19 protein-coding genes are annotated in these 23,365 nt (G+C 52.2%); 9 read left to right on the top strand and 10 right to left on the bottom strand.

All coding sequences use genetic code 11. The features are described from left to right. Window positions 1-129: 129 nt before the first annotated feature. Complete coding sequence (gene yieE, locus OGY68_RS22250) at window positions 130-1,011, bottom strand: DNA-binding transcriptional regulator YeiE (protein ID WP_057066531.1); 882 nt, start codon at window positions 1,009-1,011, stop codon at window positions 130-132. Window positions 1,012-1,326: 315 nt separating this feature from the next. Between yieE and OGY68_RS22245 the strand changes: the two genes are divergently transcribed. Both OGY68_RS22245 and nfo read left to right on the top strand, forming a co-directional pair. Next, complete coding sequence (locus OGY68_RS22245) at window positions 1,327-2,376, top strand: YeiH family protein (RefSeq protein ID WP_008785269.1); 1,050 nt, start codon at window positions 1,327-1,329, stop codon at window positions 2,374-2,376. A gap of 71 nt (window positions 2,377-2,447) precedes the next feature. Then, window positions 2,448-3,305: a deoxyribonuclease IV gene (gene nfo, locus OGY68_RS22240; RefSeq protein WP_057066529.1), complete on the top strand. Its 858-nt coding sequence runs from the start codon at window positions 2,448-2,450 to the stop codon at window positions 3,303-3,305. A gap of 32 nt (window positions 3,306-3,337) precedes the next feature. Here the strand turns inward: nfo and hypT are convergent, their stop codons facing one another. Next, a complete protein-coding gene (gene hypT / locus OGY68_RS22235) occupies window positions 3,338-4,249 on the bottom strand; it encodes a hypochlorite stress DNA-binding transcriptional regulator HypT (protein WP_020996669.1) in 912 nt (303 codons plus the stop codon). 352 nt (window positions 4,250-4,601) lie between these two features. On the opposite strand from hypT, the gene cuyB reads away from it, so the two are divergent. Both cuyB and OGY68_RS22225 read left to right on the top strand, forming a co-directional pair. Beyond that, the gene (cuyB, locus tag OGY68_RS22230) at window positions 4,602-5,321 is read left to right on the top strand and encodes a cysteate racemase (protein WP_020996671.1); all 720 of its coding nucleotides are present in this window, start codon (window positions 4,602-4,604) and stop codon (window positions 5,319-5,321) included. A gap of 75 nt (window positions 5,322-5,396) precedes the next feature. Continuing rightward, on the top strand, window positions 5,397-6,695 hold the full coding sequence (locus tag OGY68_RS22225) for an anaerobic C4-dicarboxylate transporter (protein WP_008785273.1): 1,299 nt from the start codon (window positions 5,397-5,399) through the stop codon (window positions 6,693-6,695). A gap of 107 nt (window positions 6,696-6,802) precedes the next feature. Here the strand turns inward: OGY68_RS22225 and fruA are convergent, their stop codons facing one another. From fruA to fruB, 3 genes are read right to left on the bottom strand one after another with little or no spacing between them, the layout of a single operon-like run. Beyond that, entirely contained in the window at window positions 6,803-8,491 is a 1,689-nt protein-coding gene (gene fruA, locus OGY68_RS22220; protein ID WP_057066528.1) for a PTS fructose transporter subunit IIBC, read from the bottom strand. A gap of 16 nt (window positions 8,492-8,507) precedes the next feature. Further along, the gene (gene fruK / locus OGY68_RS22215; RefSeq protein WP_003834544.1) at window positions 8,508-9,446 is read right to left on the bottom strand and encodes a 1-phosphofructokinase; all 939 of its coding nucleotides are present in this window, start codon (window positions 9,444-9,446) and stop codon (window positions 8,508-8,510) included. After that, entirely contained in the window at window positions 9,446-10,576 is a 1,131-nt protein-coding gene (fruB, locus tag OGY68_RS22210) for a fused PTS fructose transporter subunit IIA/HPr protein (protein WP_057066527.1), read from the bottom strand. The genes fruK and fruB overlap by 1 nt, the downstream gene beginning before the upstream one ends. A 368-nt stretch (window positions 10,577-10,944) precedes the next feature. Between fruB and setB the strand changes: the two genes are divergently transcribed. Further along, complete coding sequence (setB, locus tag OGY68_RS22205; RefSeq protein ID WP_057066526.1) at window positions 10,945-12,126, top strand: sugar efflux transporter SetB; 1,182 nt, start codon at window positions 10,945-10,947, stop codon at window positions 12,124-12,126. On the opposite strand, the gene OGY68_RS22200 is transcribed toward setB, so the two are convergent. Then, window positions 12,123-12,377: a YkgJ family cysteine cluster protein gene (locus OGY68_RS22200; RefSeq protein WP_008785278.1), complete on the bottom strand. Its 255-nt coding sequence runs from the start codon at window positions 12,375-12,377 to the stop codon at window positions 12,123-12,125. The two genes, setB and OGY68_RS22200, sit on opposite strands and share 4 nt — an antisense overlap. Before the next feature lie 157 nt (window positions 12,378-12,534). On the opposite strand from OGY68_RS22200, the gene yeiP reads away from it, so the two are divergent. Next, window positions 12,535-13,107: an elongation factor P-like protein YeiP gene (yeiP, locus tag OGY68_RS22195; protein ID WP_003027452.1), complete on the top strand. Its 573-nt coding sequence runs from the start codon at window positions 12,535-12,537 to the stop codon at window positions 13,105-13,107. A 319-nt stretch (window positions 13,108-13,426) separates the two neighbouring features. Here the strand turns inward: yeiP and torD are convergent, their stop codons facing one another. From torD to torC, 3 genes are read right to left on the bottom strand one after another with little or no spacing between them, the layout of a single operon-like run. Continuing rightward, a complete protein-coding gene (gene torD, locus OGY68_RS22190; protein WP_057066525.1) occupies window positions 13,427-14,059 on the bottom strand; it encodes a molecular chaperone TorD in 633 nt (210 codons plus the stop codon). Next, complete coding sequence (gene torA, locus OGY68_RS22185) at window positions 14,049-16,547, bottom strand: trimethylamine-N-oxide reductase TorA (RefSeq protein WP_057066524.1); 2,499 nt, start codon at window positions 16,545-16,547, stop codon at window positions 14,049-14,051. Before torA ends, torD begins: the two co-directional genes overlap by 11 nt. A gap of 9 nt (window positions 16,548-16,556) precedes the next feature. Next, window positions 16,557-17,690, bottom strand: a complete 1,134-nt coding sequence (torC, locus tag OGY68_RS22180) for a pentaheme c-type cytochrome TorC (RefSeq protein WP_057066523.1) — start codon at window positions 17,688-17,690, stop codon at window positions 16,557-16,559. A gap of 165 nt (window positions 17,691-17,855) precedes the next feature. Here torC and pdxR point away from each other — a divergent pair, with 165 nt between their 5' ends. Further along, the gene (gene pdxR / locus OGY68_RS22175; RefSeq protein ID WP_286617509.1) at window positions 17,856-19,328 is read left to right on the top strand and encodes a MocR-like pyridoxine biosynthesis transcription factor PdxR; all 1,473 of its coding nucleotides are present in this window, start codon (window positions 17,856-17,858) and stop codon (window positions 19,326-19,328) included. A 44-nt stretch (window positions 19,329-19,372) separates the two neighbouring features. Here pdxR and uxuA read toward each other — a convergent pair whose 3' ends face one another. Beyond that, complete coding sequence (gene uxuA, locus OGY68_RS22170; RefSeq protein WP_286617507.1) at window positions 19,373-20,563, bottom strand: mannonate dehydratase; 1,191 nt, start codon at window positions 20,561-20,563, stop codon at window positions 19,373-19,375. A gap of 202 nt (window positions 20,564-20,765) precedes the next feature. Here uxuA and OGY68_RS22165 point away from each other — a divergent pair, with 202 nt between their 5' ends. Both OGY68_RS22165 and OGY68_RS22160 read left to right on the top strand, forming a co-directional pair. Then, window positions 20,766-22,232 (top strand): mannitol dehydrogenase family protein, encoded by a 1,467-nt coding sequence (locus OGY68_RS22165; protein WP_057066520.1) that lies wholly within the window; start codon window positions 20,766-20,768, stop codon window positions 22,230-22,232. 119 nt (window positions 22,233-22,351) lie between these two features. Then, window positions 22,352-23,338 carry a CobW family GTP-binding protein gene (locus OGY68_RS22160; RefSeq protein WP_003834563.1) on the top strand — a complete coding sequence of 329 codons (987 nt, stop codon included), beginning with the start codon at window positions 22,352-22,354 and terminating at the stop codon, window positions 23,336-23,338. The last annotated feature ends 27 nt before the right edge of the window (window positions 23,339-23,365 follow it).

Here is a 23,365-nt window from a genome sequence, read left to right as displayed (position 1 = left end):
CAAATACGCTGTTATAAGAGACCTTCATGACTGGCCGCGGATTATAAGTAAAGCAGAAAATTTGCGGCACACAGCGGTTAAGATATAACCGCCGTTCTATAAAGAGATGACCTTACGACTGTAAGCGCCCTATTCGCCCAGCTCGACCTGGTCGCTGTAATGCAAAAATCGCGTAATGGCATTGGAGATGTGTTTTTGCCTGTGATGCACGCGCCAGAGAGTGCGGACTAAACGCGGCAGCGGCACGGGAACTTCGCTCAGCGTTCCCGCCTGCAGCTGCTCCGCAATGACCCGACGCGACAAGCAGCTGATCCCGAGACCATGACGTACCGCATGCTTAATGGCCTCTGAGTTACCCAACTCCATTGCCATCTGAAATCTCGGCAGATGAGACAACAGCAGGTAATCCACCAGTTCACGCGTACCGGATCCTCGCTCACGCAGGATCCACGGCGAAGCCGCCAGCTGTTCCAGCGTAACAAGCCCCTTTGTGAGCGGTGACGACGGTGCGGCAAACACCACCAGCTCGTCTTCCAGCCACGGTTCAGAGATAATTTCAGTACTGTGACACGGCCCTTCGATCAGCCCAATGTCTACCCGAAAATCAAGCACAGCATTGATCACATCCTGACTGTTACCCACGCTCAGCTCGAGCGGCAAATCAGGAAAATCCTGCCGATAACGGGCGATCATAGCAGGCAAGATATAGTTACCAATGGTGCTACTGGCATAGACCCGAATGGCACCATTATCTTCGCGAAAAAGCTGCTCGATTTCGGTCGTTTGCTCAAGTAACGCCAACGCTCGTGGGTAGAGCAAACGCCCGTGCTCATTGACCACTAGCCGTTTGCCGACGCGGTCAAACAGTTGCACGCCGAGTTGCCCTTCCAGATCGGTAAGTGCCGCACTCACCGCCGATTGCGACAATGCCAGCATGACAGACGCCTGGGTCGTTGAACCGCTTTTTAGTACCTCAGCAAACACTTCAAGTTGTCGCAAGGTGATATGCATAGTCGTTTTCCACCGGATATCCGTTACTTATACCCTAAATAATTCGAGTTGCAGGAAGGCGGCAAGAGAGAGACAAATTCGTCAGGAACGAATTTGACCAGCCAAAGGCTGGCCTCTGGTGAGGGACATGGATGTCCCTCATTAATCCCCGGGAGCGTACTTAAGTACGTGACTGGGGTGAACGAGCGCAGCCAACGCACATGCAACTTGAAGTATGACGGGTATACCACTTATATAGATTAATTATAAATATATAATCAATTTTATTTTTAAACCACTTCGCCGTACTCTTTTACCCAGATAAAGGAGAAGGATATGACAGAACTCACCTTGCAGACTCATCGTCGTACAGCGTGGCATTTTATTCCGGGGCTTGCCCTGAGTGCAGTTATCACTGGGGTCGCCTTATGGGGTGGATCTATTCCCGCCGTCGCAGGTGCCGGGTTCAGCGCCCTCACCTTAGCAATCTTGTTGGGGATGGTCCTCGGCAACACCGTCTATCCGCACATCTGGAAAAGCTGTGACGGCGGCGTGCTGTTTGCTAAACAACATTTATTACGTTTGGGGATCATCCTCTACGGCTTCCGCCTCACCTTCGCGCAAATTGCTGACGTCGGCGTCAGCGGTATCGTGATTGATGTGTTAACGCTGAGCAGTACCTTTTTGATTGCCTGCTTCCTGGGGCAGAAAGTGTTTGGTCTGGACCGCCACACCAGTTGGCTGATTGGTGCGGGGAGCAGCATTTGTGGGGCCGCCGCCGTGCTGGCAACCGAGCCGGTAGTGAAAGCGGAAGCCAGTAAAGTAACCGTCGCTGTCGCCACCGTGGTGATCTTCGGTACCATCGCTATCTTCCTGTATCCGGCAATGTATCCGCTGCTGGCACACTGGTTTAGCCCAGAAACCTACGGTATTTACATTGGTTCCACCATGCATGAAGTAGCACAGGTAGTAGCTGCCGGGCACGCCATTAACCCGGATGCGGAAAACGCCGCGGTTATTGCCAAAATGCTGCGTGTCATGATGCTGGCACCGTTCCTCATCCTCCTGGCCGCACGCGTTAAACAGTTGTCTCCGGCTACGGGCGGTGAGAAAAGCAAAATCACTATTCCATGGTTTGCCATCCTGTTCATTGTGGTCGCGATTTTTAACTCATTCCACCTGCTGCCGCAGTCGGTTGTGAACATGCTGGTAACGCTGGATACCATTTTGCTGGCAATGGCAATGGCTGCACTGGGGTTAACCACTCACGTTAGCGCACTGAAAAAAGCCGGTGCCAAACCGTTACTGATGGCCCTGCTGCTGTTTGTCTGGCTGATTGTCGGTGGTGGTGCGATTAACGTCGCTGTCCACGCCCTGATGGCATAAACGATCACGACTCACCTCCATTAACCCGCTATACTCTCCCTTTTTGTATTTGAGTATGGCGGGTTAAATTTATGAAATACATCGGAGCGCACGTAAGCGCCGCTGGCGGTCTGGCTAACGCCGCTATTCGAGCCGCAGAAATCGAAGCGACCGCATTCGCCCTGTTCACCAAGAATCAGCGCCAGTGGCGTGCTGCGCCGCTAACCACCGAAATCATTGATGATTTCAAATCTGCCTGCGAGAAGTACCACTTCACCTCCGCACAAATCCTGCCTCACGACAGTTACCTGATTAACCTCGGTCACCCGGTCAGCGATGCGCTGGAAAAATCGCGTGATGCGTTTCTTGATGAAATGCAACGCTGTGAACTGCTGGGCTTATCCCTGCTGAACTTTCACCCGGGCAGCCATTTGATGCAGATCCCGGAAGATGAATGTCTGGCGCGCATTGCCGAATCCATCAACATCGTCCTCGCTCAGACCCAAGGCGTTACGGCAGTTATCGAAAATACCGCCGGACAAGGTAGTAATCTGGGATTCAAGTTTGAGCACCTGGCCGCCATTATCGACGGCGTCGAAGATAAGTCCCGTGTTGGCGTTTGTATTGATACCTGCCACGCTTTCGCGGCGGGTTACGATTTGCGTTCAGCAGAAGAGTGCGAAAAGACGTTTGCGGAATTTGAACGTATTGTCGGTTTCAAGTATCTACGCGGTATGCACCTAAACGACGCCAAGAGCGCGTTTGGCAGTCGCGTTGACCGTCATCACAGCCTGGGTGAAGGCAATATTGGCCATGATGCCTTCCGTTGGATTATGCAGGATAATCGTTTTGACGGTATTCCGCTGGTACTGGAAACCATTAATCCGGATATATGGGCCGAAGAGATCGCCTGGCTGAAAGCCCAGCAAACAGAAAAAGCAGTGGCGTAACGATCCCCGCGCGCCAGACAAGCTGGCGCGTATCAAGTGAGCGTAACCAGATCCTCTGGCATATGGTTGTACAAAATCCGCCAGAAATGCTCAGCCGTTTTATTCAAACGGGTATCCATTCGGTAAATATAGGCCTGAATTGGCACCATCAACTCCGGCGTGTCCAGACAAACCAGGCGCTTATCCCGTAGTTCGTTCACGATCGTCCACGCTGGCAGCCAGGCGATACCATGACCATCCAATGCCATATTTTTCAATAGCTCACTCATCGAAGACATAAACAGCGTACGCGCTGAAATACTGCCCACCTCCGCCAGGTGACGGTTAACCAATCTTCCCATGTAGGAAGTGCTGGTATAGTTCAGAATCGGCACCTGCGGCTGATAGATATCAAACAACGCCTTACCCTGTGCATCCGCAGCACAGACGGGATAGAGCTCAGACTCAAAAACCTTCAAGCCGCAGAAAGGTGACTGCATTAAATCTTCATCGCGAAAGGAGATAATAAAATCACTTTTCCCCTCGCGCAGCGTATTCACCGCCTGGACTACGTCAATCGCTTCGACGTGGTAAACAAACTCCTCGCCCCATGCCGACATTGAATGTACTAATCTGGGCAACATCGTCAGCGACAGAGAATGTGCCGCCGCTATTTTGATATTGGGAACGCCAAGCAGGTTGTGACCACTTAGCTCATCTAAATTGCATTCCAGCTGTTGTAGCAGGCTACGGGTCTGCGAATGGAATAACTTACCCTCCTCCGTCAGCTGCAGTGGACTTGTCGTACGGTCAAACAGCAGCACCCCAACAGCGGATTCTAGCGCCTTGATCCGCCGACTAAATGCCGGTTGGGATAGGTTGCGCTCCTCTGCGGCCTGAGAAAAATGACGACACGCTTCCAGCGTCAGAAAATCATATAACCATTTTGTCTCGATATTTTTCATGCCTGTCACGCGGATGTTTAAATATGTCGATTAGTCTTAAGCATCATGCCTGAATATTCCCGGATATGATATTCAACATCAGCATCTGGTGATTCGTTTTTTGCATAATACCTTCGTTTTTGACATTAACATGTTTCTTTACCCATCGACCACGACCGCTCACCCACCGCGTAATGTCGGGCCTCTGGCTGATTACCGGCCTGCTGAAGTGGTAAAAGACATCACACTCATGCGTTTTTTGCATTGAATCAAACATTATTGCATTTCTCCTCACGACACTCTGCTGTTAAACATAAGCACCAGATAGAAACCAGCTCTGAATATTAAAAATCGGTAAATAGAGGTATATATCGTGAAAGGTTTAATTGGCGTACTTGGTGGTATGGGGCCTGCTGCAACCGTCGATCTTTTTAATAAATTCGTCACCTTTACCGCAGCACAACGCGATCAGGAACATATTCCATTAATTATTTCATCCATCCCTGATATTCCAGACCGAACTGATGCGTTAATGCATCATGGTCATTCCCCACTTCCGGCAATGCGTGATTATATGCACAAACTGGAAGATGCTGGTGCGGAGTGTATTGTGATCCCCTGTAATACCGCCCACTTTTGGTTTAATGAATTAAAAGAGTGCTGTCATACAGAGTTACTCAGTATCGTTGAAACAACCATGAATGAGGTCAAAAACTGCGGAAAATCACGTATCGGTTTACTTGCTACTAACGCCACCCTTTACATGGGACTCTACCAAAAAGGCATAGAATCTCTTGGTTTAACCTGCATCAGTCCTGATTCATCCGGTCAGGAAAAGGTCATGGAAAGTATTTATTGCTTAAAAGCCGGCGACCTTAAGCGGGCACAAACGCTGATGAATGAACAGGCTGAAGTGCTCTTCTCACGCGGCGCGCAAATCATTGTACTGGGATGTACTGAAGTCCCCGTCATTCTTGCCGACGCAGTCAGAAAGTCTCCAGATAAATATATTGACTCAACCGGATCATTAGTTCGCGCCGGTATTAAATGGTACGAAAAACGAGTTGGCAAACATCATCTTCTGGCGCAATAACAGCCGTCACCAGATTAATAAAGCATTAAACAACCACTTATTTTAATAACAAATTATTCTCTGGCGGAGGCCATTATGGTTTGGTTAGAAATTATCGTCGTGTTGGGTGCAATATTTTTTGGTATCCGCCTCGGCGGAATAGGTATCGGTTTATGCGGTGGTCTGGGGCTGGCTATTTTAACGTTGGGATTTGATCTGCAAATTGGCTCGCCACCCGTTGACGTTATCCTCATTATTATGACAGTTGTAGTGGCAGCATCGGCGCTACAGGCCGCAGGAGGTATGGATTATCTGGTTCGCGTTGCCGGTAATTTCATGCGGCGTAACCCTAAATATATCAATATTATTGCACCGATTATCACCTGGTCGATGACCATTATGGCCGGAACAGGGTTCATTGTATTTTCTACCCTGCCAGTGATTGCCGAAGTCGCCAAAGAGTCCGGTATCCGCCCTTCTCGTACGCTCGCCGGATCCGTAGTCGCCTCTCAGGTGGCGATATCCGGTTCGCCGATCAGTGCCGCAATGGCGGCTATGCTGACCATTATGGAAGGCAACGGTATCACTTTTATTCAGGTCATGGCGGTATGTCTGCCAGCTTCGTTTGTCGCCGCGATGGTCGCCGCTTTTATCGCCTCACGTCAGGGATGCGAGCTACAGGATGATGAAGTCTATCTGGAACGCCTGCAAAAAGGATTAGTGCGTAAATATGAAGGGCAAAACAGCACTACGCCGGGTGCCAAACTCTCAGTCGCCCTGTTTATGCTGGCAACGGTCGTCATCGTTATTCTTGCCGCCTGCCCGCAGCTACGCCCTGGATTCGATGCAGGCAACCCAATGAATACCCGGGATATCATCATTATCTGTATGTTGGCTGCCGCTTGCCTGATGGTGGTGTTATGCAAAACTTCAACCGATGCTATTGTCCTGACATCCACGTTTCGATCAGGTATGAGTTCACTGGCGGTCATTCTCGGGATTGTTACACTGGGAACGACCTTCATTGATGCCCACTTAGCGGAGATTAAGGATATCGCAGGCGATATTCTACGGGCTTATCCCATGCTGTTGGCACTGGTGCTGTTTGGTACCTGCGCGCTTCTCTACTCGCAAGGCGCCACCACGCCGCTGATCATCCCTCTGGCCGTTGCGCTTGGCGTGCCTACATGGGCAATTCTGGCCTCCTATGTGGCGGTAACCGGGGTGTTTGTTCTACCAACATACCCGACTTCTCTGGCGGCAATGGAGTTCGACACCACAGGGACAACGCGCGTGGGCAAGTATGTCTTAAACCATCCGTTTATGCTGCCAGGACTGGGTGGGATCATTGCTGGCGTTGCCTTTGGTTTTATCATTGCGCCAATGATTGCCTGACCCGTTTTATTAAGGCTGGATGGATTATTGTGGCGATGCTGCAACGGTATAGGTAAATGCATAAAAAAAGGGGCAGAGAATTCTCTGCCCCTGGTATTGACGTTAAATCAGGCCGCCTTTGCCACAACCTCAGCTTCCGGGCGCTTCAGCACCGCGTAGGAGAGACCGGCTACCAGCGTACCGGCAATAATTGCCAGCAGGTATCCTAACACCGGCGTGATTGCGCCTGGGATTAACAGGACAAACAGCCCGCCGTGTGGTGCCATCAGCTTCGCACCCACCGCCATCGAGATAGCCCCGGTAATCGCACCACCAACGATACAGCAAGGCAGAACGCGCATTGGGTCACGGGCAGCGAACGGGATTGCCCCTTCGGTGATAAAGCACAGGCCCAGTACCAGAGCAGCTTTACCGCCTTCCTGCTGCGCTTTGTCGAACTTACGACGCGCAACCAGCGTTGCCAGACCCAGAGCCAGCGGAGGTACCATACCCGCAGCCATAATGGCTGCCATAGGCGCATAAGTTTGCGTACTCAGCAGACCCACACCGAAAGCATACGCCGCCTTGTTAACCGGACCACCCATGTCGGTACACATCATGCCGCCAAGAATCGCGCCAAGCAGCACCGCATTGGCCGTACCCATGGTTTGCAGCCAGTGAGTCAAACCTTCCAGAATACCCGCCACCGGTTTGCCGATCAGGTAAATCATGGCCAGACCAACCACCAGGCTTGAGAACAGCGGAATGATCAGGATCGGTTTCAGCGCTTCCATACTCTGCGGGAGTTTCAGCTTCGTGCTGATAAGCTTCGCCACATAACCGGCAAGGAAACCAGCAATAATACCGCCAATAAAGCCGGAACCGGTGCTTACCGCCAGCATACCGCCGATAAGACCCGGCGTCAGACCCGGACGGTCAGCGATGGAAAACGCGATATAACCTGCCAGTACCGGCACCATCAGCGCGAAGGCTGAACCACCGCCAATCTGCATCAGCGCCGCCGCCAGCGTCCCCTGCTCTTTAAACGCTTCGATACCAAAAGCGAACGAGAGTGCAATACACAGACCGCCAGCAACCACCATCGGCAGCATGTAAGAGACGCCCGTCAGCAGGTGACGATACGCCCCCGCGCTCTCTTTCTTATTTTCGGTTGCTGAAGTCTGCGCTTTACCGGTTGGCTGGTACGGTGTTGCTTCTTCCAGCGCTTTGTCCAGCTCCTGCTTGGTTTTCTTCAACGCAAGACCGGTAGAGGTGCGGTACATCGGTTTGCCGGCAAACTTCGCCAGATCAACTTCAATGTCAGCGGCCACAATCACCAGATCAGCCTGAGCTACTTCTTCCGGCGTAATGGCATTACCTGCACCAACAGAACCTCGGGTTTCAACCTTCACCCACCAGCCACGTTTTTTCGCTTCAGTTTCAATCGCTTCAGCGGCCATAAACGTATGAGCAACACCGGTCGGACACGCCGTCACCGCCACCACGCGTTTTGGACCACTGCTGGCCACAGGTGCTGTTGCAACCGGGGCGCTGTAGGGTTTTGCATGGCCTTTAGCTTCGCTGAGGAAGAGTTCAGGATGCGCAACCGCACGACCAATGTCGCCCAGCCAGACTTTTTTGCCGTTCAGCGAACTGTCGGCAGGAAGCGTATCGCCAAGAACAATTGCCAATTCGGCATCATTCGGATTATCAATAATTTCCAGATGTGCTTTCTGTGCCGCCGCTCCAAGCAGGGTTTTCGCCATGTAAGCGCGAGCCTGGCCGAGATTAGCGTCAATAATCAGCAGCGTTTTCATTATGCCTCTCCTGCTGTCAGTTAAACGGTTTTAAGTCGACACGCGCCATCATTGCGGCCAACTGAGGACGATCGGTAATGCCTACATTACTTTGGCTTACCGCCAGGGCGGCAACAGCCGTCGCCAGACGCAGGGTATGTTCGCTGGACTCACGCATCAGCAGACCGTAAATCAGACCGCCAACCATTGAATCACCCGCGCCGACGGTGCTGACCACCTCAACTGACGGCGGTTTAGCAATCCACTCACCTGAGGCGTTAACCCACAGCGCACCTTCCGCACCGAGTGAAATCACCACATGAGCGATCCCCTGTTCACGCAGCGCATGCGCCGCTTCAATCACATCTTTCATTTCCGGCAGCTTACGACCGGCCCAGATTTCCAGTTCGCGACGGTTTGGCTTCACCAGCCATGGTGCCGCTTTCAGACCTGCTACCAACGCTTCACGACTACTATCAAAGATAATGCAAGGACACTGACTACGCAGGCGCGTCATCCAGTCGGTGAAGGCTTCCGGGCTCACGCCGGTTGGCAAACTGCCGCTGACGCACACCATGTCGAACTGGCCCAGCCAGCTCAGCGAATCATTTACAAAGCGTTCCCAGTCAGCCGGGGTAACTTCAAAACCAGAGAAATTGAAGTCAGATACTTCACCGTCTTTTTCGGTCAGCTTGACGTTAATACGGGTACGGCCCTGCACGACCTGAAAACGGTTGGCAATGCCCAGCTCGCTGAACAACTGCTGAAAACCATCCTGGTTGTCTTTACCCAGGAAGCCGCCCACAGTGACATCGATACCTAAATCCTTCAAAACCTTAGCGACGTTGATCCCTTTCCCTGCCGCATGCAGACCGGTGGTTTTAACCAGGTTCACTTCACCGCGTTCAATTTCCGGGCAGAAGCCCACCAGGTCGTAGGCCGGGTTAAGGGTGATAGTAGCAACACGTCTGCTCATTACGCGCCCTCCCCAAGACCTGCCGCGATGGCTTCGCCAATCGCCTTCAGCGCCTGTTCAGCATCTTCGCCCTGTGCAGTAAAGCGCAGGTGATGTCCTTTCTTCACGCCTAACGCCACAACTTTCATCAGACTGCGTCCATTCGCCGGCTTGCCGGTTCCATCAAGATTTGTCACGGTAATTTCACTGTTAAATTGTTTAATCGTATTCACCAGCATGGTGCCCGGGCGGGCATGTAAACCATGCTCATTGCGCACAATAAATTCGGCGCTCAGTACATCATCAGTTAAGGCGTCATCGCTGGTCAGCAGCGCCAGCACCGTTGCCGCATCAGCTTTCAACAAACGGTCAGCTTTATTGTTCAGCAGCAGATCGCCAAGGCGCTTCAGCACCGCAACCGGTTGATCGTCATTCATGGCGACGGTCACCAGCAGGGCTGCCGCTTCACCTTGTACATCGAACGCTGTTGCTGCACGGCTGACCGCAACGGCGCTACGCACGTTACCTTCAGCACAGTCATTCAGCCAGATCCCCTGACCAAGATTCATCGGCTGCTCATTGATTGCTCTGGCTACAAAGGTGGCGTCAACCGCACCGACTTCTTTCAGGCGCGCCGCGTTGAGTGCCTGCAGCGTCACCAGCGAGTTGGCCACGACATCCAGCGACAGCGTTTCGTTATCAAGCTTCAGCTGTTCACTTTGCTTTTCACCCATCAGCAGCGCACGCAGTTCTTCCGCCGTGGTCACAGATTTCAGCTGTTCAGCGACGGAGTCGTCGCTCAGCACGTGTGTCAGCTGACGCAGTAAACCGAGGTGTTCATCAGAGCTTGCGGCGATGCCGATTGCCACATAAGCAACCTGCCCTTCGCCCCAGGTCACGCCTTGCGGAAACTGAAATACCTGCACACCGGTTTTCAGTACCTGATCGCGCGTGTCCGTCGTACCGTGAGGAATCGCAATACCGTTGCCGAGGAACGTGGACGTCTGTTGTTCGCGCGCCAGCATGCCATCGACGTAGCCTTCCGCGACGTTACCCGCCTGCACTAAGGCAGCGGCAACCTGGCGAATAGCCTCTTCTTTATTCCCGGCCTGTTCGCCCGGGTGAATATCCTGAACAGATAACTGGAACATGATTCTCCTCTCCCGCTGAATTGAAACGATTCAGCCAACATGAGAAAAAAGGCGTCACCCGACTCCATCAGTTAAGGCAAGATGACGCTGAAACGTTTCAAGAAGTCTTGCTCTTTTTTCTTCAGCACACAAGTAAAGTTGACAAATTACTTGCTGAATTTAGAGATAACGCACATTTTCTCTGCGAAGGAGAAAAAAATGCTGACGCAAAAACGCCGTCAGCTTGTCAGATTCAGCAACGTCAGCAAACAGCATTCTTTGACTGAAATGCTATTTTGATTTTTGATGCCGATTTTGATTTGGCTCCCTGTTTATTTTCTGACAAGCGGCGTAAACTCCGCGTCTCTTCACATCATTGATATCAAAACATGCATAACACCCCCGTAGCCGCCACACCCAAGGCGTTTGATTTAACGTCTTCGGCGTTCCTGCTTGTCGCATTTCTGACGGGTATCGCCGGTGCGTTGCAGACGCCAACGCTCAGCCTTTTTCTGACGGATGAAGTCCACGCCCGTCCCGGCATGGTCGGGTTCTTTTTTACCGGTAGCGCTGTGATCGGTATTCTGGTAAGTCAGTTTCTGGCCGGACGTTCAGATAGAAAAGGCGATCGCAAGAACCTGATTGTGTTTTGCTGCGTGCTGGGGATGCTGGCCTGCGTGCTGTTCGCCTGGAACCGTAATTATTTTATCTTGCTGTTTGTCGGGGTATTCCTCAGCAGCTTTGGATCGACCGCCAACCCGCAAATGTTTGCTCTCGCCCGTGAACACGCCGACCGCACAGGTCGGGAAGCCGTCATGTTCAGCTCAATATTACGTGCGCAGGTTTCGCTGGCCTGGGTAATTGGCCCGCCGCTGGCCTACGCGCTGGCCATGGGATTCAGCTTTACGGTCATGTATCTCAGCGCGGCGGTGGCGTTTGTTGTCTGCGGCGTAATGGTCTGGCTGTTTTTACCCTCAATGAGTAAAAACGTGCCTCTCGCGACAGGCGCAGTTGAGGCCCCGCGCCGCAATCGACGCGACACGTTGCTGCTGTTTGTTATCTGCACATTAATGTGGGGAACCAATAGTCTCTATATCATTAATATGCCGCTGTTTATCATCAACGAACTGCATCTGCCGGAAAAACTGGCGGGCATCATGATGGGCACCGCAGCCGGACTGGAAATCCCAACCATGCTGATTGCTGGCTATTTTGCAAAGCGTCTGGGTAAACGTCTGTTGATGAGAATTGCCGTGGTTGCCGGATTCTTCTTTTATGCCGGTATGCTGCTGGCTCACTCTCCGGCGATATTGCTTGGCTTACAGCTGCTGAACGCGATTTACATCGGTATTCTCGGCGGGATTGGTATGCTCTATTTCCAGGACCTGATGCCGGGACAGGCGGGTTCAGCCACCACCCTCTATACGAATACCATTCGCGTGGGCTGGATTATTGCCGGATCGCTGGCGGGGATTGCCGCTGAAATTTGGAACTATCACGCGGTGTTCTGGTTTGCACTGGTGATGATCGTCGCCACCGTCGTGTGCCTGGCGCGCATCAAGGACGTTTAAGGCGCGGTTAGCGCTTCAAGCTCGATGAGATAAACCATGGCCTGGTGCGTCGTCCGCCCGCACATTTCCGCACTGGGCTGTAAACCGCCGCACACCTTTGGTCGTAGCGGCGACGCAAAAATTTTGCAACGCAGGGATTCATCCAACTGAACGCAGGGCGTATTAGCGGGCTTGCCATCAGGCATACCGGGGATGGGACTGGAGATTGAAGGCGCGGTGCAGCATGCACCACAATCCGGACGGCATTCCATACAGTACTCTCTTTATCGTAAACCATCGGATTGTGCGGGAAGGGCACAGTACCACCTTTTTTGCACCAGCAAAAGCATGAATTCCGCTTGCCTGAATGCCCCGGCGCGAGTAGTTTTACGCGATATTTTAGACACTCCTCACTACAGGATTTTTTCGATGCCAAGAGCGAACGAAATTAAAAAAGGTATGGTACTGAACTACAATGGCAAACTGCTGATTGTAAAAGATATCGATATTCAATCACCGTCTGCACGTGGTGCAGCCACGCTGTACAAAATGCGTTTTTCTGATGTGCGTACCGGTCTGAAAGTTGAAGAGCGCTTCAAAGGTGACGATATCGTGGATACCGTCACTCTGAGCCGTCGTGGAGTTGATTTCTCCTACGTCGATGGCAACGAATACATCTTTATGGATAAAGAAGACTATACCCCGTATACCTTCACCAAAGACCAGATTGAAGAAGAGCTGCTGTTCATGCCGGAAGGCGGGATGCCGGACATGCAGGTCCTGACCTGGGACGGCCAACTGCTGGCGCTTGAACTGCCGCAGACCGTAGACCTGGAAATCGTTGAAACCTCACCGGGGATTAAAGGTGCTTCAGCGAGTGCGCGCAACAAACCAGCAACCCTGAGCACCGGTCTGGTGATCCAGGTTCCTGAGTATCTGAGTGCGGGTGAAAAAATCCGTATTCATATCGAAGAACGTCGCTATATGGGCCGTGCAGATTAAGCTCCTGTCGTTACAGGTGAACCAAAGATAATGACATGTTGTCTCTGGCAAAATGTTCCGTTCACTTTAGTGATATCACTTCTCTGAAACGATACTGCCTGTGAACGTGTTAAGGGTACTATCGCCGTACCCTTAACAATCCCGCCGGGAGCCAGGGTTGCAAGGGAGGCGGCGGTGAGCCTCCCTTGCACGTTCACGGGTATCTGCGCTTCAGAGAAATGACTCCGCTGAGGTGAACGGAACCCTATGCCGCAATAAAATATGCTCCATAATGCTTAACTGACTGGCATTACAACGCAGGCTGTCCCTTTTTTCATTTTCAGCGCTGGCTGCTGAGATAAAAATCATCCATTAACAGCGATTCCAGATACTGTTCATCCTCTTGCATAAAACGCACTATCAGATTCACCGCCTGCGGGTAAAACCCCTGTTCATCTCGCGCCAGGCAGGCATCGCGTAGCAATGGCGCCCAGCACATCATATGATGATGCAAAAAGTAATATTGCGCCGATAGCCTCTCCTCTTTAGCAACCATCCTCGCCATTAATGCCAACTGCACAGCAATATGATCGGAGGGTTCATTCTCTCGCGCTGCCAGACCTTGCTCAATCAGCAGCACATTCATTTGCCGACGTTCTTCTGCCGCTGTCGTGTGTGGATAGTGCCCTGCATAGGGAGAAACACTAGCTGGCGGGGCCAGCAGAAACAGCGAGGCAAAATCTGCTGCCAGCTCCAGTTGTCGGGAGTCGCGCCGCAAAACCCGGCCCAGGCTATGCTCAAAACGTTTAACCTCGGCAGACACTCCAGGAACCGCCGCCAGTGAGGCAATCCAAGCCTGGCTATCGCCGTTTTCCAGACTGGCAAGCTGTTTTTCATCCAGCTCACGAAATAACAGTTGCGAAAACCACTGGTACACAGCTGCCCGCTGCTGATGAATTTGCTTATGCTGCACTGGTCCCCTCCTCTTTCACAATCTGCGGACCACCGAAAGCCGTCACCTGCGGGGCTTTCTGCTGATAACGCTCGACCTCCACCAGCACGGTATGCGCTGAAGGCCCCTGGGCCAGCTGTGAAGTACCGATATCCGCGCTCAGCACGTTCGGGTCGCCATAGGTGCATAATGTCCCGGCTTTCCCCCCTTCCTGCGGGGAGTACCATGCACCTTCATGAATACGGACCACGCCAGGGGAAAAATCCGGACTGACAACTACGCCAGCCAGTACCTGACCACGAGCGTTGAAGACGCGGGCGATATCACCGGCTTTTAAGCCACGAGCGGTGGCATCCTGTTCACTGATATAAAGCGGTTCTCTTCCGGCAACCGCATAGGTGTTGCGAAACACCTCGCTAGAGCACAGTTGGGAATGCAGACGTTTATCCGGATGGCAGGATTGCAGATGCAGTGGGTATTTATCTTTTTTGCCACTATGGGTACGCTCAAAGGGTTCCATCCACACCGGATGCCCCGGACAATCCTCATAGGCAAAGCCCGCGATGGTTTTGCTGTAGATTTCAATCAGACCTGATGGCGTTCCCAGCGGATTCAGGTCTGGCTGGTCGCGAAACTCGCCGTGACGTACCCACGGCTGACCCGGCGGATATTCAATATATCCGTCACCCTGCCAGAACGTTGTGAAATCCGGTAATGAGACGCCGAGCGATGCCCCCATCTTCACGCCTTCGTCATAAAGCGCCTGTATCCACTGCATTTCATCACGGTTTTCACGGTACACCGCTTCCTTGTCAAAGCGCTTACACAGCCCGGCAAATACATCAAAATCATGTCGCGCTTCATATTGCGGTTTGACGATCTGATGCAACGCCATCAACCCTTTATTCGAATGCGTACCGAACTGCTCAATATCGTTACGTTCAAAGCGGGTGGTAACGGGCAGGACGATATCGGCAAAACGGCACGACGCGGTCCATTGGTGATCCAACACCACCACGGTTTCCAGCTTCTTCCACGCGTCGATCATGCGATTCCTGTCCTGCTGCGCATGAAATGGATTCGCCGCGCTGTAGATCGCCATTTTGATGTCAGGCCAGGTTAACGTCTCGCCGTTAAAGGCAACCTTTTTGCCCGGCTCAAGAAGGCAGTCAACGATACGCGAAGTGGGGATATGCTCCGATACGCCGCGAAAATCCGCGTTGTACTTTGCCTGCGGGGGATTCGTGATCCCTCCCAGCCCAGAGAGCACAGGCCCGGCGGATGTTACCGTACCACCGCCGTTGTAGTGCCAGCCAAATCCTACCCCGCCGCCGGGCAAACCAATTTGACCGACCATGCTGGCCAGCACCACCAGCATCCACGGATACTGCTCACCATGGTGCATGCGTTGTACGCACCAACCGCCCATAAACTGTGTCCGACCTTTCACCAACAGGCGGGCGAAGTCTCGGATCTGCTCTGCCGTCAGGCCGCAGATTTCTGCCGCCCATTCGGCATTTTTCGGCTGTTTATCGGTTTCGCCCAGCAGATACGGCAAAAACTGCTCAAAGCCGACGGTGTAATCGGTAATAAACGCCGTGTCGTACAGTTTTTCTTCGTACAAGGTATGCGCCAGCGCCAGCATTAACGCCACATCGGTTTGTGGCCGCAACGCCAACTGCTCGCAGCCAAGATAGTTTTGCGACTTGCTCCGCACCGGATCAACACTGATAACGCGCATCTTACCCTGCGCTACCGCCTCTTTAATCTGCTGCCAGTAGCCAAACGCATCGTGATCGGGAACCAAAAACTCGATCTGCAGGTTCTTGATCGGATCGCAGCCCCACAGCACGATGGTATTGCTGTTTTGAATCACCAGCGGGAGCGACGTCTGCTGCTCATAAACTTCCAGCGAACCAATCACATGCGGTAAAATGACTTGTGCCGCTGCCGCAGAATAGTCGCCGACGGTTGTCACATAGCTACCATGCAGGCCAAGTCCCCGATCCATCGCCCCGCCCGCTTTATGGTATTTGCCCACCATTTGCCAGTCGGCAAGCCCGGTAAATACGCCTGATGAGCCATAGGTTTTTTGCACCCGCTCCAGCTCTTCGTAAAACAGATCCAGCGCCTGATCCCAACTGACCCGAACAAAACGGTTATCTCCGCGCTGACTGCGATCTGACTTCTCACGCTTACGCAGCCAGTCCAGACGCACCATCGGGTAGCGTACCCGCGACGGGTTGTAGACCACTTCACGCACCGCGTTCAGCATATCGCAGGGGTATTTGTCATGTTTGAACGGACGGGTTTTGGTCCACTCACCGTTGACCACTTTGGCTTCAAAAGCGCCATAGTGCGAACCAGATTGGATCCACTGCTCGGGATTTTCCCCCGCCGCCCACACTTTTGATATCAGCGGATTAGGCGCCAGTGCGCTGGCAGCCCCCACCGCCAGCATTCCGTTGAGAAAACGGCGGCGGGACGGATTAAAGTCATGAATATCCATACATTATCCTTACTTTTTGTTGGTTTCAGACACATCGCTGGCGTGGGTCTGGAGGTATTTCAACAACGTACGTTCCTCCACCGGATTAAGCCGGTAATAGGTCGACATGGCTTTCAGTCCGGCGATCCAGCCGTTAGCGGTATATCGGGTTGTAGGAGGAGTGCTATGACAGGCACTACAGGTGGATTGCAGCATTTGATCTGAGTATTCCCAGATTGGCGCAAGCGTGTTGATAAAGTCCTGATCGGTGGTCCAGGCGGTGACGCTCACATGCTGCCATTCCTGATGTGAGTCAGGATCGACCTGGGTTTGTAGCACTTTTACGTTCGCCATCAGGGGCTCATCGAGAACGGCGGAGAAAACGCGTTTCCCCATATACTGAGTGATCACCCGTCCACGCCCTTTGCTTTCTCGCCAGCCCGTGATTTCGAGCTGCACGTTACTGCCTTCTTTTTTCAGCACCTTGACCTCGGTAGCAGGAAATAACAGCGCCTTCCCGACCGGACTCCCTGCCGTTGCCGCCAGTGATTTTTCGCTTAATGAAAACAGTGTGGTCGCATCCGTTGGCGTATCTCCTTGACGCTGTAGCTGCTTATAGCGATCGCGAAAACCGCTGCTCATATCGGGTTTGTGATGGGCTATTCCTTTGTGACAATCGATACAGTTACTGTCTTTTGCTGCCGCTGCGGTCATTTGCGCAGCCGCGTTTGCCGATTGCTTGCCATGATCCATTGCCTCATAGCTATGGCAGGATTTACACGCCGCTGAATTATTCGCGCTCATGCGTGCCCACTCCCGCTGAGCCAGCTCCGGGCGTTTGGCAGCAAACTTTTCAGGAGTATCGATAGAAGGAGAAATAAAGGTGTGATAGAGGTCGTTTAAGGCTTCAGTTTTACGAATAAGCGTTGGAACAACACCCGGGGGGATATGACAATCCTTACACTCAGCCCGCACACCAGATGCGTTACGAAAATGCACGCTGGTTTTATATTCCTCTCCAGCCGTGCGCATCGAGTGACACGATAAACAAAATTCGGTGGTACTGGTGTAATGAACGCCTTGCCACGTTCCCCAAATAGCCAGGGCCATTGCCACCGCCCCAGCCAATACGCACCACAGTGCGTTCTTTCTTATCCACGACATGCTTGCCTCCATTTTTTTAATAGCGACACGCTAAGGGATAATAAAAATCAAAAATAGAGACAGCGATGGCAAGCTATAGGAACAGCCGCTACTCCATGAGGTGTATCAAATAGTAAAAGCGAGAAATTCGTAATATAGTGGCTATATATTAATAAGGAATTCCTCATGCTTACATTAACGCTCAATAGAGAACTCCGCACTCCGCTGCAATTGCAAATTTTTCAATTTTATTTCCAGACTATTCAGCGGGGAGATTTGCTTTGTGGCGATAAGCTTCCCTCTATTCGCGAGCAGGCTCAGGTATTGAACGTAGCCAAAATAACGGTAGTGATGGCCTATGATAAGCTTATGGCTGCAGGGTTAATCAAGAGCCGACACGGCATCGGCTATGAAGTGATATTCACAACGCCTGTACGTATAACACCAACGCATGTGCCCGTTACCCAGGGTTCTCCGCCGACAAAACCTAAAGCTGCCGGAGTCTCAACCGATGTTTACGCCGAGCCTGGACGAGAGTGCTACTGTCGGATGGGCGTCCCCGATCCCAACGCTTTTCCCTGGTCAAGTTGGCGGAAATGGAATAATGCTCCAAGCATACTTAAAGAACAATTATTTACCCGATACCATTCACCAAGTGGATTATTTTCGCTGCGTGAGCAATTGGTCAGATACCTTAATTTATCCCGCGGAATTAATACCCGAGCAGAGAACATCATCATTACCAACGGGATTCAGGAAGGATTATCACTGCTCAGCCAAATATTTATTATTCATCATGCTGTCAGTCAGCAAAAAAAGTGCCATATTGTGACGGAATCCCCTTGTTATTCTGGCGCATGGCATCTTTTTAATTATTACGGTGCAGACATTACGTCAATTGCCGTAGATAACCACGGGCTGCAAACAGATAATTTACCCGAGTATGAAACCCAGCTTTGTTATGTTACTCCAGCGCATCAGTATCCGATGGGAAGCGTGCTTTCACTGGAGCGCCGTCAGTCATTATTAACGTGGGCGCAACGCGTCGGCGCTTACATCATTGAAGATGATTACGATGCCGTTTTTACCTATGGGGAAAATCCCCTTCCCGCGCTGAAAGCCATGGATTATCACAACCGGGTTATCTACATGGGGACATTTTCTAAAACGCTGGGGCCAGGCGCACGGCTTGGCTATCTTATTTGCCCTGATGAACTGCTTCCGGCGGTACAGAATATGAAAGCGCTCAATAACAACGGCAGCCAGTGGTTGTTGCAGCAATTTTTGGCCGAACTGATGCAAAATCAGGTGTTTTATACGCATATCAGCAAGCTGGCCTGCAGCTATGCGACGCGCCTCACCCTGTTACGCGATGGCCTTTCCACTCTGTTTCCCGAAGGGAAAATCGCTGGCGCAACGGCAGGTCTGCACCTCTCGTTACGCATTGACAGACACGCAGAATTCATCACCAGGTTGCAGCAATGCTGCCTGTTGGCCGGGATCCGTTTCGACACTCTGCCGGATATAGAAAATGGATCAGAAGCCGCATGGCGCAAAGAGAACAGCGATGCTGTTATGTTTTTTGGATTTGGTGGATTGCAGATACAGCAGATCAATAAAGTGCTGGCAGTGCTGGAGCAGGCGCTCGCGCAGCCTTGATGAAATCAGGGATCGCGCCTGTCGCGCAATCCCTGTTATTAGACTTACAGCAGATCGCGGAACTGCGTTTGTTTCAGCGCCAGCTCAACGCCGCGGACTTCTGCCAGGCCTTTCAGGCGACCAATCGCAGAGTAGCCCGGATTAGTTTTCTTGTGCAGATCGTCAAGCATCTGGTGTCCATGATCCGGACGCATCGGGATAGGACGCAGGTCGCCCGCTTTTTTACGCCGCTGCTCTTCGCTCAAAATGGCAGCCACCACCGATACCATATCCACATCGCCCTGCAGGTGCGCACCTTCGTGGAAGGTTTTCGGGTTATCTTCACGACAGGTTGAGCGCAGGTGCGTGAAGTGGATACGATCGCCAAAGGTTTCGATCATTTTCACCAGATCGTTATCAGCGCGCACGCCGTAAGAACCGGTGCACATGGTGAAACCGTTATTTATGCTGTCGACCGTTTCTTTCAGCCACTGCATATCTTCGATAGTCGAAACGATACGCGGCAGGCCAAGGATCGGGCGCGGCGGATCGTCAGGATGCACGGCCAGACGCACGCCGACTTCTTCTGCCACTGGCACAATCGCCCGCAGGAATACCGCCATATTATCGCGCAGATCGTCCTTGCTGATGCCGTCGTATTCAGCGAGACGCGCACGGAACTGATCCAGCGTATAGCCCTCTTCTGCACCAGGCAGACCAGCAATGATATTGCGGGTCAGCTTTTCAATTTCTACATCGCTCATGGCATTGAAGTAGTCCAGCGCCTGGCGTTGTTCTTCGGCGGTATAATCCGCTTCAGCTCCCGGGCGTTGCAGAATGTGAAGTTCGAAGGCCGCAAAAGCAATCTGGTCAAAACGCAGCGCTTTGGAACCATCCGGCAGCTGATATTCGAGGTCGGTACGCGTCCAGTCGAGGATCGGCATGAAGTTATAGCACACCGTATCGATACCACAGGTCGCCAGATTACGGATACTCTGCTGATAGTTGGCAATCCACGTTTGATATTGACCTGAACGCGTTTTGATATCTTCGTGGACAGGGATACTTTCCACTACCGACCAGGTCAGCCCTTTTTCAGCCAGAATGGCCTGACGCTGCTGAATGTCTTCTACCGGCCACACTTCACCGTTTGGAATATGGTGCAAGGCGGTCACAACACCCGTTGCGCCAGCCTGACGCACATCATCAAGCGATACCGGATCGTTAGGTCCGTACCAACGCCAGGTTTGTTCCATTGTTTCACCTCACAAGTTGTTATACCAAATTAAATCATCTTAATGACGACTACCATACAGGCATCCGTCAACTGATCAACACATTGCCGATGATTGGTTGATCAAGCTCACATTCCCCGGATAAATGAGGCACACCAATTCAATTTGTTGTCATATAACTTTATACTGCCATTGTTAATTTATGGTTAATCAGGTGTATTAAATGAAAACTATTGCCTCAGCGCCACTGGCGGAAAATGTCATGATGCCGCAATACGACCGCCAGCAATTAAAAACGCGGATTGTGCATTTTGGTTTCGGTGCTTTTCACCGCGCCCATCAGGCGTTACTAACCGACAGGGTGCTGAATGCGCAGGGTGGAGACTGGGGTATTTGTGAGATCAGTCTATTCAGCGGCGATCGACTGATGAGCCAACTGCGCGAACAGGATCATTTATTTACCGTGCTGGAAAAAGGGGCCAACGGCAACCAGCCAATTGTTATCGGTGCCGTCAACGAATGTCTCAACGCCAGGCTGGATTCGCTGGCGGCCATTATCGAAAAATTCTGCGAACCTCAGGTGGCTATTGTCTCGCTAACCATCACAGAAAAAGGCTACTGCATCGATCCGGCGACAGGCTCGCTAGACCTCAGTAATCCACGTATTGCTCACGATCTGCAAACACCGACTGAACCGCACTCTGCCCCCGGAATTATTGTTGAAGCCCTACACCGTCGACGTGAACGCGGGCTACAGCCGTTTACCGTCCTCTCTTGCGATAACATCCCGGACAATGGTCATGTGGTAAAAAACGCCGTCCTTGGAATGGCGGAGAAACGTTCACCGGAACTGGCAACCTGGATTCAGGAGCATGTCAGTTTCCCTGGCACCATGGTCGACCGCATTGTCCCTGCCGCCACTGAAGAGTCACTGGCCGAAATTGCCCGCGAGCTGGGGGTTGCCGATCCTTGCGCAATCAGCTGCGAACCGTTTATCCAGTGGGTGATTGAAGATAATTTTGTGTGTGGCCGCCCACAATGGGAAACGGCGGGCGTCCAGATGGTCGAAAATGTGTTGCCGTGGGAACAAATGAAACTGCGGATGCTGAACGGCAGTCATTCGTTTCTCGCTTATCTCGGCTATCTGGCCGGGTTCCAGCACATCAGCGACTGTATGCAGGACAGCGCATTTCGTGAAGCCGCTTACCGCCTGATGCTCAACGAACAGGCACCTACGCTGCAAATTACCGATGTGGATTTAGACCAGTATGCCCTAAGCCTGTTGGAGCGTTTTGCCAACCCAGCGTTGAAACATAAAACCTGGCAAATCGCGATGGACGGTAGCCAGAAATTACCCCAGCGCATGTTGGAAGGGATCCGCGTACATTTAGCCCGCCAAAGTGAGTGGCCACTGCTGGCGCTCGGCGTCGCAGGCTGGATGCGTTATGTGAGCGGCGTGGATGATTCAGGCACCGCTATTGATGTTCGTGACCCGTTGAGTGAAAAAATTGCCGCTCTGGTTAAACAGAGCACAGAGTCAGAACGCGTCAACGCCCTGCTTTCGCTGCGCGAGATTTTCGCCATCGATCTCGTACAGAATCCGCAGTTTGTCGCGGCCATTCAGCAGGCCTGGCAACGCATTGCCCAATACGGTGCGCATCAGGCTGTCATTGAGACGTTAAAAAGTTAACGATTTCTGCCATTAAGCAGGACGAAGCGCCTCTTCGTCCTCTCACCCCTTCTCTTTTTCCCCGTTTTTCGCCAGGATTGTTAAATGCCATTACGGTAATTTATGATTCTGGAGTAAATGTGACTAAAACCAATCTCATCACCGGTTTTCTCGGCAGTGGCAAAACCACCTCTATTCTTCATTTGTTGGCAAACAAAGACCCTGCTGAGAAGTGGGCCGTGCTGGTTAATGAGTTTGGCGAAGTTGGCATTGATGGCGCGTTGCTGGCCGACAGCGGTGCGCTGCTAAAAGAGATCCCTGGCGGCTGTATGTGCTGTGTTAACGGTCTGCCAATGCAGGTTGGCCTCAATACACTGCTGCGTCAGGGGAAACCCGACCGCCTGCTGATTGAACCCACCGGCCTCGGGCATCCCAAACAGATTCTGGATTTACTCACCGCACCGGTTTATGAGCCGTGGATCGATCTGCGCGCAACCCTTTGTATCCTTGATCCTCGCCTGTTACTGGATGAGAAAAGCGTCGCCAATGACAATTTCCGCGATCAGCTGGCCGCCGCTGATATCATTGTTGCCAACAAAACCGACCGTGCCACGACGGAAAGCGAAAACGCCCTGCAAAGCTGGTGGCAACACTACGGCGGTAATCGACAGTTGGTTCATGCCGATCATGGGCAAATTGACGGACAGCTACTGGATTTACCCCGACTAAACCTGGCGGAGCTTCCTGCAAGCGCGGAGCACGCCCATAGCCATGCCAACAAAAAGGGGCTGGCAGCGTTGAGCTTACCCGCACAGCAGCGCTGGCGTCGTAGCCTGAACAGCGGTCAGGGCCATCAGGCCTGCGGTTGGATTTTTGACGCCGATACGGTGTTCGATACCATCGGTCTGCTGGAATGGTCGCGTCTTGCCCCGGTTGGGCGCGTGAAGGGGGTAATGCGTATTAAAGAAGGACTGGTACGCATTAACCGCCAGGGAGACGACTGGCATATAGAAACGCAAAACGTCGCGCCACCGGATAGCCGTATTGAACTCATCGCCGATACCGAGACCGACTGGAATGCGTTACAGAGCGCGTTGTTGAGACTTCGTTTAGACGCTAGCGCGTAAGGTTGCCTTCGTTTTTAGCAATGGTAA

This window comes from Citrobacter sp. Cpo065 (genome assembly GCF_030332805.1).
Lineage (GTDB): Bacteria > Pseudomonadota > Gammaproteobacteria > Enterobacterales > Enterobacteriaceae > Citrobacter > Citrobacter portucalensis.
Note: the sequence above shows the minus strand (reverse complement) of the source record. Positions and strands in the feature narration are given on the sequence as shown.

Coding starts and splice junctions, on each gene's coding strand:
- uxuA (WP_286617507.1), bottom strand. CDS start 20,563: ATGGAACAAACCTGGCGTTGGTACGGACCTAACGATCCGGTATCGCTT.
- setB (WP_057066526.1), top strand. CDS start 10,945: ATGCATAACACCCCCGTAGCCGCCACACCCAAGGCGTTTGATTTAACG.
- hypT (WP_020996669.1), bottom strand. CDS start 4,249: ATGAAAAATATCGAGACAAAATGGTTATATGATTTTCTGACGCTGGAA.
- OGY68_RS22225 (WP_008785273.1), top strand. CDS start 5,397: ATGGTTTGGTTAGAAATTATCGTCGTGTTGGGTGCAATATTTTTTGGT.
- fruA (WP_057066528.1), bottom strand. CDS start 8,491: ATGAAAACGCTGCTGATTATTGACGCTAATCTCGGCCAGGCTCGCGCT.
- torC (WP_057066523.1), bottom strand. CDS start 17,690: ATGTCGTGGATAAGAAAGAACGCACTGTGGTGCGTATTGGCTGGGGCG.
- yieE (WP_057066531.1), bottom strand. CDS start 1,011: ATGCATATCACCTTGCGACAACTTGAAGTGTTTGCTGAGGTACTAAAA.
- yeiP (WP_003027452.1), top strand. CDS start 12,535: ATGCCAAGAGCGAACGAAATTAAAAAAGGTATGGTACTGAACTACAAT.
- fruB (WP_057066527.1), bottom strand. CDS start 10,576: ATGTTCCAGTTATCTGTTCAGGATATTCACCCGGGCGAACAGGCCGGG.
- nfo (WP_057066529.1), top strand. CDS start 2,448: ATGAAATACATCGGAGCGCACGTAAGCGCCGCTGGCGGTCTGGCTAAC.
- fruK (WP_003834544.1), bottom strand. CDS start 9,446: ATGAGCAGACGTGTTGCTACTATCACCCTTAACCCGGCCTACGACCTG.
- pdxR (WP_286617509.1), top strand. CDS start 17,856: ATGCTTACATTAACGCTCAATAGAGAACTCCGCACTCCGCTGCAATTG.
- torA (WP_057066524.1), bottom strand. CDS start 16,547: ATGGATATTCATGACTTTAATCCGTCCCGCCGCCGTTTTCTCAACGGA.
- OGY68_RS22245 (WP_008785269.1), top strand. CDS start 1,327: ATGACAGAACTCACCTTGCAGACTCATCGTCGTACAGCGTGGCATTTT.
- OGY68_RS22165 (WP_057066520.1), top strand. CDS start 20,766: ATGAAAACTATTGCCTCAGCGCCACTGGCGGAAAATGTCATGATGCCG.
- OGY68_RS22200 (WP_008785278.1), bottom strand. CDS start 12,377: ATGGAATGCCGTCCGGATTGTGGTGCATGCTGCACCGCGCCTTCAATC.